Origin of the sequence: Aquincola sp. J276 (assembly GCF_024700035.1) — a bacterium.
GTDB lineage: Bacteria > Pseudomonadota > Gammaproteobacteria > Burkholderiales > Burkholderiaceae_C > Aquincola > Aquincola tertiaricarbonis.
The window spans coordinates 3,627,730-3,641,860 of sequence record NZ_JAJONC010000001.1 but is presented as its reverse complement, the minus strand read 5'-3'; the positions used below and the strand labels follow the sequence as shown (position 1 = coordinate 3,641,860).

10 protein-coding genes, 1 tRNA gene and 2 pseudogenes are annotated in these 14,131 nt (G+C 70.6%); 6 read left to right on the top strand and 7 right to left on the bottom strand.

Annotated elements, in window-relative coordinates:
* Positions 1-80 precede the first annotated feature (80 nt).
* From LRS14_RS16955 to LRS14_RS16935, 6 genes and pseudogenes are all read right to left on the bottom strand, one after another.
* On the bottom strand, positions 81-3,011 hold the full coding sequence (locus LRS14_RS16955; RefSeq protein ID WP_257800258.1) for a ribonucleoside-diphosphate reductase subunit alpha: 2,931 nt from the start codon (positions 3,009-3,011) through the stop codon (positions 81-83).
* Between the two features lie 230 nt (positions 3,012-3,241).
* The gene (gene ampD, locus LRS14_RS16950) at positions 3,242-3,865 is read right to left on the bottom strand and encodes a 1,6-anhydro-N-acetylmuramyl-L-alanine amidase AmpD (protein WP_257800257.1); all 624 of its coding nucleotides are present in this window, start codon (positions 3,863-3,865) and stop codon (positions 3,242-3,244) included.
* Positions 3,858-5,447, bottom strand: a complete 1,590-nt coding sequence (locus LRS14_RS29950) for a sigma-54 dependent transcriptional regulator (RefSeq protein ID WP_259376747.1) — start codon at positions 5,445-5,447, stop codon at positions 3,858-3,860. Before LRS14_RS29950 ends, ampD begins: the two co-directional genes overlap by 8 nt.
* 39 nt (positions 5,448-5,486) lie before the next feature.
* Positions 5,487-6,686 (bottom strand): annotated as a pseudogene (locus tag LRS14_RS29945) (sensor histidine kinase); the annotation flags it as partial.
* A 614-nt stretch (positions 6,687-7,300) separates the two neighbouring features.
* Positions 7,301-7,534: a PP0621 family protein gene (locus LRS14_RS16940; RefSeq protein WP_046111162.1), complete on the bottom strand. Its 234-nt coding sequence runs from the start codon at positions 7,532-7,534 to the stop codon at positions 7,301-7,303.
* A complete protein-coding gene (locus tag LRS14_RS16935) occupies positions 7,531-8,385 on the bottom strand; it encodes an inner membrane protein YpjD (RefSeq protein WP_046111161.1) in 855 nt (284 codons plus the stop codon). Before LRS14_RS16935 ends, LRS14_RS16940 begins: the two co-directional genes overlap by 4 nt.
* 128 nt (positions 8,386-8,513) lie before the next feature.
* On the opposite strand from LRS14_RS16935, the gene ffh reads away from it, so the two are divergent.
* The 3 genes and pseudogenes from ffh (at position 8,514) to LRS14_RS16925 (ending at position 10,744) form a co-directional block, all read left to right on the top strand.
* Positions 8,514-9,908, top strand: a complete 1,395-nt coding sequence (gene ffh, locus LRS14_RS16930; protein ID WP_046111160.1) for a signal recognition particle protein — start codon at positions 8,514-8,516, stop codon at positions 9,906-9,908.
* 82 nt (positions 9,909-9,990) lie between these two features.
* A pseudogene (locus tag LRS14_RS30710) lies at positions 9,991-10,473 on the top strand (DUF2726 domain-containing protein); the annotation flags it as partial.
* 142 nt (positions 10,474-10,615) lie between these two features.
* Positions 10,616-10,744 (top strand): hypothetical protein, encoded by a 129-nt coding sequence (locus LRS14_RS16925; RefSeq protein WP_257800255.1) that lies wholly within the window; start codon positions 10,616-10,618, stop codon positions 10,742-10,744.
* Here LRS14_RS16925 and ftsY read toward each other — a convergent pair.
* Positions 10,741-12,108: a signal recognition particle-docking protein FtsY gene (gene ftsY, locus LRS14_RS16920; RefSeq protein WP_257800254.1), complete on the bottom strand. Its 1,368-nt coding sequence runs from the start codon at positions 12,106-12,108 to the stop codon at positions 10,741-10,743. The genes LRS14_RS16925 and ftsY overlap by 4 nt on opposite strands.
* A 65-nt stretch (positions 12,109-12,173) precedes the next feature.
* On the opposite strand from ftsY, the gene LRS14_RS16915 reads away from it, so the two are divergent.
* The 3 genes from LRS14_RS16915 (at position 12,174) to miaB (ending at position 14,126) form a co-directional block, all read left to right on the top strand.
* Positions 12,174-12,250, top strand: a tRNA-Met gene (locus tag LRS14_RS16915).
* Positions 12,251-12,384: 134 nt separating this feature from the next.
* The gene (locus LRS14_RS16910) at positions 12,385-12,768 is read left to right on the top strand and encodes a hypothetical protein (protein WP_257800253.1); all 384 of its coding nucleotides are present in this window, start codon (positions 12,385-12,387) and stop codon (positions 12,766-12,768) included.
* A complete protein-coding gene (gene miaB / locus LRS14_RS16905) occupies positions 12,765-14,126 on the top strand; it encodes a tRNA (N6-isopentenyl adenosine(37)-C2)-methylthiotransferase MiaB (RefSeq protein ID WP_257800252.1) in 1,362 nt (453 codons plus the stop codon). Before LRS14_RS16910 ends, miaB begins: the two co-directional genes overlap by 4 nt.
* Positions 14,127-14,131 lie beyond the last annotated feature (5 nt).

The window sequence follows — 14,131 nt, the reverse complement described above, 5'->3', positions numbered from 1 at the left end:
TCAAACACCAAGCACTTATTGACATCAATGCGATGTCGATGTTGCCGCATTGCATCGACAACATCGCATCGCAGACGGCATCACTGGCAGGCTTCGCAGCCGGGGTCGTCGATGCTGCAGAACTTGATGTCGGTGGCCGGCTCGGCGGCCGCTTGTGCGGCACGGGCCTGGGCTGCAGCGGCATCGATGGCCGACATGCCGCCACCGCTCACATGCGCACCATGCGAGCTGTTGGCACCCGAGCTCACCGAGTTCATCGCACCGGCCTTGACCGTCGACTTCTCCGCATGCGTGGCACCCATGGTGCGCAGGTAGTAGGTGGTCTTGAGGCCGCGGATCCAAGCGAGCTTGTAGGTCTCGTCGAGCTTCTTGCCCGAGGCACCGGCCATGTAGATGTTGAGGCTCTGCGCCTGGTCGATCCACTTCTGGCGGCGGGCCGCGGCTTCCACCAGCCACTGCGTCTCCACCTCGAAGGCGGTGGCGTACAGCTGCTTCAGGTCTTCAGGCACGCGGTCGATGCGGCGCAGCGAACCATCGAAGTGCTTGAGGTCCATCACCATCACGTCGTCCCACAGGCCCAGCTTCTTCAGGTCCTGCACGAGGTACTCGTTGATGACGGTGAACTCGCCAGACAGGTTGGACTTGACCGACAGGTTGCCGAAGCAGGGCTCGATCGATGCATCCACGCCCACGATGTTGGAGATGGTGGCCGTGGGCGCGATGGCCACGCAGTTGCTGTTGCGCATGCCGTGCTCGGCGATGCGGGCACGCAGCGCGTCCCAGTCCAGCGTGGCGGCGGTGTCGGCTTCCACGTAGCCGCCACGCTCCTCGGCCAGCAGCTTCAGTGAATCGAGCGGCAGCACGCCACGGTCCCACAGCGAGCCGCGGTAGCTGGAGTAGCGGCCACGCTCGGCGGCCAGGTCGGTCGAGGCCCAGTAGGCGTGGTAGCACACGGCTTCCATCGAACGGTCGGCGAACTCCACCGCGGCCTGGCTGGCGTAGGGCGTGCGCAGCTGGTACAGCGCGTCCTGGAAGCCCATGATGCCCAGGCCCACCGGACGATGCCGCAGGTTGGAGTCACGCGCCTTCTTGACGGCGTAGTAGTTGATGTCGATCACGTTGTCGAGCATGCGCATCGCGGTGGACACGGTGCGCTTCAACTTGTCGTGGTCGATCGCGCCGTCCTTCAGGTGCTGCGCCAGGTTCACCGAGCCGAGGTTGCACACGGCGATCTCGGAGTCGCTGGTGTTCAGCGTGATCTCGGTGCACAGGTTGGACGAGTGCACCACACCCACGTGCTGCTGCGGCGAGCGCACGTTGCAGGCGTCCTTGAAGGTGATCCAGGGGTGGCCGGTCTCGAACAGCATCGAGAGCATCTTGCGCCACAGGTCCTTGGCGGGCATGCGGCGGAACAGCTTGATCTCGCCGCGGTCGGCCTTGGCCTCGTAGGCGACATAGGCCTCCTCGAACGCCTTGCCGATCTTGTCGTGCAGGTCGGGGCAGGTGGAGGGCGAGAACAGCGTCCACTCGCCGCCTTCCATCACGCGCTTCATGAACAGGTCGGGAATCCAGTTCGCCGTGTTCATGTCGTGGGTGCGGCGGCGGTCGTCGCCGGTGTTCTTGCGCAGCTCCAGGAATTCCTCGATGTCGAGGTGCCAGGTCTCCAGGTAGGCGCACACCGCGCCCTTGCGCTTGCCGCCCTGGTTCACCGCCACCGCGGTGTCGTTGACCACCTTCAGGAACGGCACCACGCCCTGGCTCTTGCCGTTGGTGCCCTTGATGTAGGAGCCCAGCGCACGCACGTTGGTCCAGTCGTTGCCCAGGCCGCCGGCGAACTTGCTCAGCAGCGCGTTTTCCTTCAGCGCCTCGTAGATGCCGTCGAGGTCGTCGGCCACGGTCGTGAGGTAGCAACTCGACAGCTGCGAGCGGCGGGTGCCGGCATTGAACAGCGTGGGCGTGCTCGACATGAAGTCGAAGGTCGACAGCACGTTGTAGAACTCGATCGCACGCGCCTCGCGGTCGATCTCATTGAGCGACAGCCCCATGGCCACGCGCATGAAGAAGGCCTGCGGCAGCTCGATGCGGGTCTCGTTGACATGCAGGAAGTAGCGGTCGTACAGCGTCTGCAGGCCGAGGTAGTCGAACTGCAGGTCGCGGTCGGCGTTCAGCGCCGCACCCAGGCGGGCCAGGTCGAACTGCATCAGCTTCTCGTCCAGCAGCTCGGCCTGCACGCCCTTCTTGATGAAGGTGGGGAAGTACTCGGCGTACTGCGTGGCCATGTCGGCATGCATCGCCTCGAAGCCCAGCACTTCCTTGCGGATGGTGTGCAGCAGCAGGCGGGCGGTGGCGCGGGTGTAGCCGGGGTCCTTCTCGATCAGCGTGCGGGCGGCCAGGATGGCGGCCTTGTGCACCTCTTCGATCGGCACGCCGTCGTACAGGTTGCGGCGCGTCTCGGCCAGGATGGGCTCGGGGCGGATGTCAGCGCCCAGGTTGGCGCAGGCCGATTCGATCAGCAGCTGCAGGCGGGCATCGTCCAGCGGCGTGCGCACGCCGTTCTCGGTCACGAAGAACTGGTGCGGCGAGGCGGCCTCGGCCGGCGCCACCTGGCGCGCACGCTCCTGCGAACGGCGCTCGCGGTACAGCACGTAGGCCCGCGCCACTTCATGGTGGCCGCCGCGCATCAGGCCCAGCTCGACCTGGTCCTGCACGTCCTCGATGTGGAAGGTGCCACCGCCAGGGCGCGAGCGCAGCAGCGCGCGCACCACGTTCTCGGTCAGGCCGTCGACCGTCTCGCGCACGCTGGCCGAGGCTGCGCCCTGGGTGCCGTGCACGGCCAGGAAGGCCTTCATGAGCGCCACCGCGATCTTGTTGGGCTCGAAGGACACGACGGCGCCGTTGCGCCGCAGGATCTGGTAGCCCTGGTAGGCCGGCGCGGCGGCGCTGGCGGCGGTGGGGCGGGAGGTCGTCGGCAACACCGGGGACGACGCCGGAGTACTGGCTGTAGCGTGCATGGAGCGCTTCTCCTGACTGGGTGTTAGAAAGAATCGGTGCAGAAAAATCGGGCAAAAAGGCTGCCGGGCCAGGCGCTGGAAGAGCCTTGCCGGCGGACCGTTGTGCGGAGGAAATAGCTGCTGGAAAGAGGCTGCGCGAAGCGGCGACCGGGCGGCTTGACGGGCCGCGGATCAACCGTGCAGTGGCTCTAGGATAGCACTAGATCTAGTGTTTGCCAGCGCCGCGAACACTAGCCGTGGGGCTGTTGCATCTCGAGCGAAAGTGGCGGTGGCCAGTGGAGTTTCACCCCTTGACTGCGCACCGTTTCCTCGGCCAGGGTCCAGTCGAAGGCGGCGCCGGGGTCGTGCTTGCGGCCCGGGGCCACGTGCTCATGGCCGGCCACGTCCACCAGCGGATAGGCCGCGGCCAGCGCCGCCACCAGCGGCCCCAGCGCCGCGTACTGCGCGGGCTCGAACGCCGTGCCTTCCAGGCCTTCGAACTCGATGCCGATGGAGAAGTCGTTGCAGTTGGCCCGGCCGCGCCAGGCCGATTGGCCGGCATGCCACGCGCGCCGGTCGCAGGACACGAACTGCAGAACCTCGCCACCGCGCCGGATGACGAAATGCGCCGAAACCTGTGCCCCGCGGATCTGCTCGAAGTACGGATGCGCGGCCCAGTCCAGGGTGTTGATGAACAGGCGCTCGATCTCGTCGCCGCCATACACCCCCGGCGGCAGGCTGATGGAATGCAGCACCAGCAGCGTGACGGCCGCCCCATCCGGCCGCGGCCCGTGGTTGGGCGACGCCACGGGCCGGGCGGCGGGCCACCAGCCGGCGGCCAGCGGCTGCCGGTCGACAGGCAGGGGCTCAGGCATCGGCCGTGGCATCGCCGCTGCCATCGCCCACATGCACGCCCAGCCGCGCCATGCGGTAGCGCATCTGCCGCAGCGACAGGCCCAGGCTGGCGCCCGCGGCGGTGCGGTTGTAGCGGTGGCGCTCCAGCGCACGGGCCAGGATGTCACGCTCCACGTCGTCCAGGTAGGCGGCCAGGTCGGTGGGCAGCGGCGCATCGGTGCGCAGGCCGCCGGCCGGCGCCGCCGGCGGGCCGTCGAGCGAATGGTCGGCCGATTCGGTCTCGGCGAAGGCGGCATCCGGCAGGCCGAGGTCCAGCCGGCCGATGAGGTCGCTGCCCGACATGGCCACCGCACGCTGCAGCAGGTTCTCCAGCTCCCGCACGTTGCCGGGGAAGGCATAGCGCGCCAGGTGCTCGAAGGCATCGTCGCTGAGCTGCGGCGGTGGCGTCACGCCCGCATCGCGCGCGATGCGTTCCAGCACCGCGGCGCAGATGGGACGCAGGTCGTCCAGCCGCTCGCGCAGCGGCGGCACGCGGATCTGGATCACGTTCAGGCGATAGAACAGGTCCTGGCGGAAGCGGCCGCCCTGCACCTCGGCCGCCAGGTCCTTGTGGGTGGCGCTGACGATGCGCACGTTGACCTGGGCCTCGTTCACCGCACCCACCGGCCGCACCGCACGCTCCTGGATCACGCGCAGCAGCTTGCTCTGCATCGACAGCGGCAGGTCGCCGATCTCGTCGAGGAACAGCGTGCCGCCATGCGCGGCCTGGAAGAAGCCTTCGCGGTCCTCGGCGGCGCCGGTGAACGCGCCCTTGCGGTAGCCGAAGAACTCGGCCTCCAGCAGTTGCTCCGGGATGGCGCCGCAGTTCACCGCGATGAACGGGCCCTCGGCACGCGAGCTCACCTTGTGGATGGCCCGGGCCACCAGTTCCTTGCCGGTGCCCGACTCGCCCTGCACCAGCACCGGCGCCATGCTGCGCGACACCTTCTCGATCAGCGAGCGCACCTGCTGCATCGCGCCCGAGGTGCCCACCAGCCGTGCCAGCGCGGCCGACACCGGTGCCGGCTCGGCCGGCGGTATCGGCATGGCCGCCCCACGCGCGGACATCGGCGCCGACGAAGGCGCGGGCGCGGGGGCCGGCCGCAACCGCGGCGGCGCACTGGCGGCCGGCGGCTCGAACGCGGCCGAGGGCAGGCTGGAAGGCACCACCGTGGGCAGCGGCTGGCCGCTGCGGCCCAGCGCCGAGGCCACCACGGCACGGAACTGCCGCAGGTCCACCGGCTTGGTCAGGTAGTCGTAGGCGCCGGCCTTCAGGGCCTCCACCGCGTTCTCGGCGGAACCATAGGCGGTGATCACGATGGCCTTCTCCGGCCGGCCCTGCTGCTCGATGTGGCGCAGCAAATCGAGCCCGCTGCCGTCGGGCAGCCGCATGTCGGTGATCACCGCGCTGTAGCGGCGGCCGGCCAGCAGGGCCAGCGCGTCGTCGACCGAACCGGCGGTCTCCACGTCGTAGCCCTCGCGGATGAGCGTGAGCTCGTACAGCGTGCGCAGGTCGGGCTCGTCATCGACGACGAGCAGGCTGAAGGGCGTGGCGGTCGTCATGGCAGCGGCGCGGTGGGGGGTGACGGCAGCGAGCGGGATGGTCACCGAGAACTCGTTGCGCAAGGGCTGGTCGGCGGGCCGCAGCTGGTAGTCGATGCTGGCGCCGTACCGCTCGCACAGCTCGCGGCAAATATACAAGCCGAGGCCGGTGCCCCGGCTGCGGGTGGAGAAGAAGGGCTCGAAGAGATGGCGCTCCACGTCCGGCGGGATGGGCGGGCCGTCGCTGGCCACATGCAGCCGCGCGTGGCCGGATGCTTCGCGGGCCAGCACCACGCGGATGGCGCCCGGCGCGGCGCTGGCATGGCGGTGCGCGTTGTCCAGCAGGTTGACCAGCACGCGGCGCAGGTGGTCGGGGTCGAAGCGCACGAACATCGGCTCCGGCGTGTCCAGCATCGGCGCGGCCAGCTGCACCTGCAGCCGGCTGCTGGGGCCGAACTCCAGCTGCTCGGCACGCGCCCATTCGGCGATCACCGAGGCCACCTCGCCGCCCAGGTCGATCAGCCGGGCGCTCGGTGCGGCGCCGGGGGCCACCTCCAGCACGTCGTCCACGATGCGCTTGAGCCGCTCCACGTTGTCGGCCACGATGCGTGTGAGCCGCTGCTGGTCGGGCGCCTCGGCATCCTCCTCCATCAGCGCATTGGCCTGCGCGATGGCCGCCAGCGGATTGCGGATCTCGTGTGCGATGCCGGCCGACACCCGGCCCATCGCGGCCAGCTTCTCCTGCCGGGTGCGGGCCTGCACGCTGCGCAGGTCTTCCAGGAACAGCACGCACAGTTCCTCGCCGGCGCCGCGGCCGGGGACGGCCAGGCGGTCCTCGGCGCGGCGGCCGGTGAAGCGCGCGCGCAGGCGCAACTGGCGCTGGCCGCCAGGGCCGAAGTCGAGGACGGCCTCGCGCTGCCCGTCGCCCCAGCCCCCGGCCTCGAAGGCGTCGGACACCGCCGCCGCCAGCGCCTGCCAGGCCGGCACCTGGGGCAGCTCGAACGGCGCGGCCGGTGCAAGGCCCTCGTCGGCCAGCAGCCGGCGTGCGGCCGGGTTGGCGGCACGCACCCGCATGCGGCGGTCGATCACCAGCACGCCATCGGCCATCTGCTCGATCACCAGCCGGTTGAGCTGCGCCTGCTGGCGCGCCAGCTCCAGGCTGCCGCGGGCGGCGGCTTCCTCGCGCGCCAGGCGGCTGGCCAGTTCGCCGGCCAGCAGCGCGATGACGAACAGGCCGATGCCGGCCAGGCCGGCCTGCATCATCAGCACCGCCAGGTCGCCGCCGGCCAGCGTGCCGCGCCAGGCACCGGCCAGCAGCACCAGGGCCGCGGCCGCAGCGGTGGCCAGCGAGGTGAGCCGCGGCGTGAGCACCGCGGCCATCAGCACCGGCAGCACCAGCAGGGCCACGTAGTTGAAGCCCGACGCCGGGTCCAGCAGGTGCAGGCTGGAGAACACCACCACGTCCACCACGATGGTGGCCGCCACCGCCGGCGTGGACAGCGACGGCCCGGCGCCCGCATCGCGGAAGCGCGGCAGCAGCCACAGCAGCAGCGCCTGCGCGGCATAGGCCAGCGCCAGGCTCAGGGCCGGCAGCAGCGCCCGCAGGCCCAGCACGCTGCCGGCGCCCTGCGCCAGCAGCAGCGCCAGCCCGATGACCGCACGCGCGCCCAGGAACAGGCGGTAGAAGCGCTGGAACGCAGGCTGCGCGGTGCCGGCGTCGGCACGGCGTCCCGGGCCGCTGCGCGCAGCGGGTTCGGGCGCCGCAGCAAAGCTGCCCAGCCAGGCCTGGGTGGGCTCGGCGCCGCGGTCGGTCACGCGGCGGCCGCTGCGCCTGCGCTCGGCGGCCTGCGGCTCGGCGTGGCCGGGCGCCGGCGTCACCCGGGCGGTCCCGCGTCGCGGTGCGCGGGGCTGCAGAACAGCTCGCCGCCGGGCCCGGGCAGAGCCTCGCTGCGCGGCAGGTGCAGGCCGCAGCGCTCGCAGGCCACGATGCCTTCGATGCGCGGCGCCGGCGGCGGCTTGGCAGGCGGCGGCGGTGGCGGCGCGGCGCGCTTGCGCGACATCACATAGAGCACCAGCGCCACGATGAGCAACAGCACCACGTACTTCATGACAGCCGGCCCAGCAGCACTTCCAGCACAAAGCGCGATCCGATGTAGGCCAGTAGCAGCAGCGCCGCGCCCACGTACAGCCAGCGGGTGGCGTGTCGGCCGCGCCAGCCGCGCAGGTGGCGGCCGACCATCAGCACCGCCACCGTGCCCCAGCCCAGCAGCGAGAACACTGTCTTGTGGTCCCAGCGCCAGGGCGCCGGGCCCTGCAGCGTGCTGCCGATGCCCAGCAGCAGCGCGGCACTGAGCACCACGAAGCCGGCATCGACGAAGCGGAAGGTCAGCCGCTCCAGCCGCATCAACGGCAGGCCCAGCGGCGCCGGCAGCACGCCGCCCGGGGCCGGCGGCGGGCGGCCGGCACGCGGGCGCATCTGGCGCTCGGCCGCGTCCAGCAGCGTGGCATGCAGCACCGCCGCACCGAACAGGCCGTACGAGGCCACGCCCAGCAGCCAGTGCAGCGGCACCCAGGGCGAGCCCACATGCACCTGCACGTCGCCCGGGAACACCAGCGTCAGCAGCACCACCGCGCTGCCGGCCACCGCCAACAGGCGCCGCACGCCCGGCAGCGGCACGAAGCGGCTCTCCACCGCATGCATGGCCAGCACCAGCCACACCGTCACCGAGAGTGCGGGCGCGAAGCCGAAGCGGGTGCCGCGCTGAGCCTCGCCCAGGCCGCCGATGTCCACCACCAGCGCCAGGCCGTGCGCCACCCAGGCCGCGGCCAGGGCACCGGCAGGCCAGCGCGAGCGGGCTTCGATGGGCCAGGTGGCCGCCGCATAGCCCACGAGCGCCAGCAGCCCGAGCACCCATGCGACCAGGGTTGCCATGTCGGTGGAACCTGACAGGGAATTCATGATGGAAAGTGTACGTTCGCCCCACGGCACCGCCGGGCGGGGTGCTCCAGGCGCGCGCACACCGCCTGCTAGGATTTGCGCCCCCTTGCCGCGCCCGCGGCCCTGCCTCCTTCGACCCCGGAATGTCCATGGCCTCCACACTCGCCGATCGCCTGTCACAGCTCGTCAAGACGATGCGCGGCCAGGCCCGCATCACCGAAGACAACGTGAAGGACATGCTGCGCGAGGTGCGCATGGCCCTGCTGGAAGCCGACGTGGCGCTGCCCGTGGTGCGCGACTTCATCGAGCGGGTGAAGACCAAGGCGCTGGGGGCCGAGGTGGCCGGCTCGCTGAACCCGGGGCAGACGCTGGTGGGCATCGTCCACAAGGAGCTGGCCGCGACGATGGGCGAAGGCGTGTCCGACCTGGACCTGGCCACGCAGCCGCCCGCCATCATCCTGATGGCCGGCCTGCAGGGCGCCGGCAAGACCACCACCACCGCCAAGCTGGCCAAGCACCTGATCGAGAAGCGCAAGAAGAAGGTGCTGACCGTCTCCGCCGACGTGTACCGCCCTGCGGCCATCGAGCAGCTGAAGACGGTGACGCGCCAGGCCGGCGCCGAGTGGTTCGCCAGCACGCCCGACCAGAAGCCGCACGACATCGCGCTGGCCGCGCTGGACTACGCCCGCAAGCACTACTTCGACGTGCTGCTGGTGGACACCGCCGGCCGGCTGGCCATCGACGAGGCCTTGATGGCCGAGATCCGCGACCTGCATGCCACGCTCAAGCCCGTGGAGACGCTGTTCGTGGTGGACGCGATGCAGGGCCAGGACGCGATCAACACCGCCAAGGCCTTCAAGGAAGCGCTGCCGCTGACCGGCATCGTGCTGACCAAGCTCGACGGCGACTCGCGCGGCGGCGCGGCGCTGTCGGTGCGGCAGATCACCGGCGCGCCGATCAAGTTCGCCGGCGTGTCCGAGAAGATCGACGGGCTGGAGGTGTTCGACGCCGAACGCCATGCCGGCCGCGTGCTGGGCATGGGCGACATCGTCGCGCTGGTCGAGGAAGTGCAGAAGGGCGTGGACATCCAGGCCGCCCAGAAGCTGGCCACCAAGCTCAAGAGCGGCGACAACTTCGACCTCAACGACTTCCTGTCGCAGATCACCCAGATGAAGAAGATGGGCGGCCTGTCCAGCCTGATGGACAAGCTGCCCGCTCAGATGACCGCCAAGGCCGGCCAGCCCGACATGGACAAGGCCGAGCGCGAGGTGCGCCGCATGGAAGGCATCATCAACTCGATGACGCCGCTGGAGCGCCGCAAGCCCGAGCTGCTCAAGGCGAGCCGCAAGCGCCGCATCGCCGCCGGCTCGGGCGTGCACGTCCAGGAGGTCAACCGCCTGCTCAACCAGTTCGAGCAGATGCAGGGGATGATGAAGAAGATGAAGGGCGGCGGCCTCATGAAGATGATGAAGCGCATGGGCGGCATGAAGGGCATGGGCGGCCTGGGCGGCGGCGGCTTCGGGGGGCTGGGCGGCCCCCGGTGAAACGCTTGGTCACCTTTGCGCGGTTGCCCCTGGCGGGAGGGGGCGCTACGGTCCCGCCCTGTTGTAGTGGCTGCGCGAAGGTATGGACGACCCCTGGATCTGGCTGGCTGTTGGCATCGCGGGCACCCTTGCCGCTCTGGCGCCGCTGTGGCTGCGCGCGCGGCAGCGTTCCAAGGCGGCGCGCGCGCTGGACCAGCTCGACACCCTGAGCACCTGGCCGCCCGAGCCGATGCGGGTGCTGGACGTGCATGAGCGGCTGGCACTGCAGGCGCTGAACCGTGCGCTGCCGCACCACCTGATCCTGGCGGCGGTGCCGCTGGCCGGTTTCCTCAACGTGCCGCGCCGCCACTCGTACACCGAATGGCTCAAGCGCGTGGGCCACCTCAGCGTGGACCTGATGGTGTGCGACAGCTCGTCGCAGGTGGTGGCCGTGGTGTTGCTGCGCAAGCCGAACGACACGGCCAAGCGGCTGCGCCGGGCCGAGCGCATCGTGCGGGTGCTGGAAGCGGCCCGCGTGCGGGTGCTGGTGTGGCCGGCGGCCGCCCTGCCCTCGCCGGACGAGATCCGCGAATCGCTGCGGCCGGCGCCGCGGGCCGCGCCGCTGCCGGGCAGCCCGGCCAGCGCCCCCCCGGAGAGCTCGGCGGGGCGGGACATCACGCTCAACACCCCCCACCCGCCACGGCCCCGCGCATGGGCTGGGCCTGCCGGTGCCGCTGGTGGTGGAGCGCCATCCCAACACCACGCCCACCCCGGGCCGCGAGACGCCGCCATCGACCTGGTTCGACGACCTGGACCCGGCGCAGGATGGCGGGCCGCTGCGGCCCGGTTCGGTCTAGTTCAGCAGCGCCTGCGCGAACTCGCGGGCATTGAAGGTCTCCAGGTCGGCGAGCTGCTCGCCCACGCCGATGAAGTACACCACCAGCGGCCGCAGCGCCGGCTGCTTGGCGCTGCGCTCGCGCGCCCACAGCGCGATGGCCGCCAGCACGCCGCCCTTGGCCGTGCCGTCGAGCTTGGTGATGATGAGGCCGCTAACCTGCAGCGCCTCGTCGAAGGCCTTGACCTGGGCGAGCGCGTTCTGGCCTGTGTTGCCGTCCACCACCAGCAGCACCTCGTGCGGCGCATCGGGCTGGGCCTTGGCGATCACGCGACGGATCTTCTTCAGCTCCTCCATCAGGTGCAGCTGCGTGGGCAGGCGGCCGGCGGTGTCGGCGATGACCACGTCGCATTCACGCGCACGGCCGGCCACCACGGCGTCGAAGGTGACGGCGGCCGGGTCGCCGCCTTCCTGGCTGACCACCTCCACCCGGTTGCGGCCGGCCCACACCGTGAGCTGCTCGCGCGCGGCGGCGCGGAAGGTGTCGGCCGCGGCCAGCAGCACCTTCTGGTCGGCATCGGCCAGGTGACGGGTGAGCTTGCCGATGCTGGTCGTCTTGCCGGCGCCATTGACGCCCACCACCATCATCACCGTGGGCGTGGCCTCGCCGATGACGAGCGGACGCTCCAGCGGCTGCAGCAGCGCGGTGATGGCGTCTGCCAGCAGCGCCTTCACGGCCGAGGGCTCGGTGACCCCCGCTTCCTTCACCCGGCGCTTGAGATCGTCCAGCAGCCACTGCGTGGCCTTGACGCCTGCATCGGCCATCAGCAGCGCGCTTTCAAGTTCCTCGTACAGCGCATCGTCGATCTTGGTGCCCGAGAACACCATCGCGATGCTGGAGCCGGTCTTGCGCAGGCCCTGGCTGAGCTTGCTGACCCACTCGGTGCGCTCCATCGGCGCGTCGATGTTCGCCATCGCGCCGCGCAGGTCGGCATACACCGGCGGCGCACCGGCCGGTGCCGGAGCCGGGCCCGGCCGCGGCGGTGCCACGGGTGCGGCCGGCGGCGTGGCAGTGAAGGCGCTGGCGGCCGGCGCGGCAGGGACCTGCGGGACGACCGCAGGCCGCGGGGCAGGTGCAGGCACCGGTGCCGGCGGCGGCCGCAGCGTGCGGATGTCCACGCCCGGGGGTGCCCACACGGGCGGTGCGGCGGGCGCCGGAGCGGGCGGCCCGGGCCGCGGGGCCGGGGCAGCCACCGGTGATGCGGCCGGCGCGGGGAGCGGGGCCGGCGCCTGCACGGGCGCGGGGGCCGGAGGCAGCGTTCGCAGGTCGACCGCGGGCGGCCCGGGCGGCGGCGGCGGAGGCTTTTTCTTGAAGAAACTGAACATCCGCAGATTGTGGCGCGGGATGCTGGACACGCCAGAAATTTTGTCGCTATACTGCGCGGCTCTGAGGCGCTTTAGCTCAGCCGGTTAGAGCGACGGAATCATAATCCGCAGGTCCGGGGTTCGAATCCCTGAAGCGCCACCAAACTCGAGAAGCCCGCTACCGCAAGGTCAGCGGGCATTTTCTTGACCTCGCCGCCTTCGGCCCGCAGGCGATAATCGCGGGCTCCACGCACGGCGCGCAATCCCGCCCGCCGGCACAGCCCCTGGATCCACACCATGACCCGCTGTGTTGCCGTCGGCCTGCTGGCCGCGGCCTTGGCACTGCCCGCCTTCGGCCAGGCGGTGCAGCGCAAGTTTCCCGCGAATGCCCTGCGCGGCGAGCTGCAGATCACGCAGCCGCCCGAGGTGCTGCTGAACGGCCGCGCTGCCACGCTGGCGCCGGGCGCCCGCATCCGCGGCGACAACAACATGATCCAGCTCTCGGGCAGCCTGACCGGCCCGAAGTACGTCGTGAACTACACGCGCGACGGCCTGGGCATGGTCAAGGACGTGTGGATCCTCACCGCCGAAGAACGCGCGATGAAGCCGTGGCCGGTCAACGACCAGCAACTGGCCACCTGGTTCTTCAACCCCGACGCGCAAACCTGGACCAAGCCATGACCGACAGCACCACCGCCGCCAAGAAGAAGGTGTTCATCCGCACCTTCGGCTGCCAGATGAACGAGTACGACTCCGACAAGATGGCCGACGTGCTGCAGGCCGCGCAGGGCTACGAGCCCACGCAGGACGTGGAGCAGGCCGACCTGATCCTGTTCAACACCTGCTCCATCCGCGAGAAGGCGCAGGAGAAGGTGTTCAGCGACCTCGGCCGCGTGAAGCACCTGAAGAGCAAGGGCGTGCTGATCGGCGTGGGCGGCTGCGTGGCCAGCCAGGAAGGCGCGGCCATCATCGAGCGCGCGCCCTACGTCGACATGGTCTTCGGCCCGCAGACGCTGCACCGCCTGCCGCAGATGATCGAGGCCCGCACCCGCGAGCGCCGGCCGCAGGTGGACATCAGCTTCCCCGAGATCGAGAAGTTCGACCACCTGCCGCCCGCGCGCACCGAAGGCGCCACCGCCTTCGTCTCGATCATGGAAGGCTGCTCCAAGTACTGCAGCTACTGCGTGGTGCCGTACACCCGCGGCGAGGAGGTGAGCCGCCCGTTCGACGACGTGCTGACCGAAGTGGCGGAGCTGGCCGCGCAGGGCGTGAAGGAAGTGACGCTGCTGGGCCAGAACGTCAATGCCTACCGCGGCCGCATGGGCGACACGGCGGAGATCGCGGACTTCGCGCTGCTGATCGAGTACGTGGCCGAGATGCCTGGCATCGAGCGCATCCGCTACACCACCAGCCACCCGAACGAGTTCACGCAGCGGCTGGTCGACGTCTATGCCCGCGTGCCGCAGCTGGTCAACCACCTGCATCTGCCGGTGCAGCACGGCAGCGACCGCATCCTGGGCGCGATGAAGCGCGGCTACACGGTGCTGGGGTACAAGAGCACGATCCGCAAGCTGCGCGCCATCCGGCCCGACATCAGCCTGTCGACCGACTTCATCGTGGGCTTTCCGGGCGAGACGGACGAGGACCACGCCAGGACCATGAAGCTGGTGGACGACATCGGCTACGACGCATCCTTCAGCTTCATCTTCAGCGCCCGCCCCGGCACCCCGGCCGCAGCGCTGCATGACGACACGCCGCATGCCGTCAAGCTGCAGCGGCTGCAGCAGCTGCAGGCCGCGCTGGAAGCCAACGTGCGCCGCATCAGCGACAGCCGCGTGGGCACGGTGCAGCGCATCCTGGTGGAAGGGCCGTCACGGCGCGACGCCAACGAGCTGATGGGCCGCACCGAATGCAACCGCATCGTCAACTTCGCCGGCCCGCAGCGGCTGGCGGGTCAGCTGATCGACGTGCGCATCACCGAGGCCTATCCGCACTCGCTGCGCGCCGAGGTGGTCACCGCCGAAGCGACGGTGGCCTGAGCGGC